Source organism: Arthrobacter sp. 10N418, from assembly GCF_056394725.1.
In genome coordinates this window covers 1-1,249 of sequence record NZ_JBFTIK010000064.1, presented here as the reverse complement: position 1 = coordinate 1,249, position 1,249 = coordinate 1, and the positions used below count along the sequence as shown (strand labels likewise).

Below are 1,249 nucleotides of genomic sequence, written 5' to 3'. Positions count from 1 at the left end.
GCAATCTGCGCCAGCGGCGCCTCGCCCTTGCGGGCCACATCAATAACATCCTGGCGGAACTCCGCCCCATAAGCCGTAGGCATGGTCAACATCCTTCCACGAGCACCAGCTCGCTAGGTCAAGGAGTCAACAAAACCGGGGGCAGTCCCTAGGGGTAGAGAAGCATTTCAGCCGCATGGAAGTTCTCGGCATTGATAACGCAGTGGAAAGGTTTGTCTCCGCCCCGCGTCACCGAGCCCACACTTTGCAAACCAGGATAGATGGGATCACCGAATTCGCGGATGACTACCAGTTCATCGACTTCGACTGTCTTACGCTCGGCAGTGTCACCCGCTCGTACAACGGTGGCAACTCCGTCAACCATCCTGAGAACGGTCCAAATGCCAGGTGTTGAGCCGTCCTTGAACACCACCTTGCCGCCTCGAGTTACTTCGAACCCTGGTAGCTGAACGGTCTCGGGGCGGTGCTCCTCAAACACTAGTCCGAAGCTAGCCTTAGCCGTCAGCCGACTGACCTGATTCTGGATCTCGCTCCTGAGCTTTTCATCTGGAATCATCGCTATCAGCGTGTCGAGGTGTGCCACCCATACTCCTTGAATTTCGGGCCGACGCTGCCCCGTTAGGCCCGCGCGGGCGTACTTGACTTTACCTGCCACGGCGAGCCGGTTCGGCCGCGGACTCACTCGCCGGGCTGCAAAGTTGGCAGAGGGTCGTCACTAATCCACGACCCGCATTTTTTCCCCAAGATTTTCAGGGCAGGGCTCCATCTCGGCCGGCCATTAAGGCGTGCGCGCTGAGGCCCGAACGCTCGCTCCGGACTCGCTACTGAGAACGCTCAAGGAATGCCTTCACACGCTCCACATACTGTCGAGCGTGTAGCTTGTACTGCTGTTCGTACTGAGGGAAGTACCCTGCCGCTTCGACCGGCAACGTGAAGTACGAGCCATGCTCCAAGACCGTTGTTCCCTCCTCGCCGTCGCGTAAAAAGTCACGCCCGCGAGCTGCCGTGTCGGTATCACCGATACTCCTTGTGATAGCCAGTTCCTGCGGAATTTCATGCACGACTTCTAAAGCCGACACGGTTTCCACCCCATCACGCACTGAGCTGCTGCGGTGATTTCGGACAGCGGAATTAGTGGATTCTTCTACGCTGCCAGGGCTGGCTGTTGATAACCATAGTGGACTTCGTTAGGTCGACGGTAACCGAGCGCGGAGTGACGGCGCCTGCTGTTGTAAAACCCCTCGATGTA

2 protein-coding genes are annotated in these 1,249 nt (G+C 58.0%); both read right to left on the bottom strand.

What is annotated here, in order from left to right:
- Positions 1 to 148: 148 nt before the first annotated feature.
- Positions 149 to 583, bottom strand: a complete 435-nt coding sequence (locus AC1DCZ_RS19320; RefSeq protein WP_476976005.1) for a hypothetical protein — start codon at positions 581 to 583, stop codon at positions 149 to 151.
- Between the two features lie 238 nt (positions 584 to 821).
- Positions 822 to 1,088 carry a hypothetical protein gene (locus tag AC1DCZ_RS19315; RefSeq protein WP_476976004.1) on the bottom strand — a complete coding sequence of 89 codons (267 nt, stop codon included), beginning with the start codon at positions 1,086 to 1,088 and terminating at the stop codon, positions 822 to 824.
- Between the last annotated feature and the right edge of the window lie 161 nt (positions 1,089 to 1,249).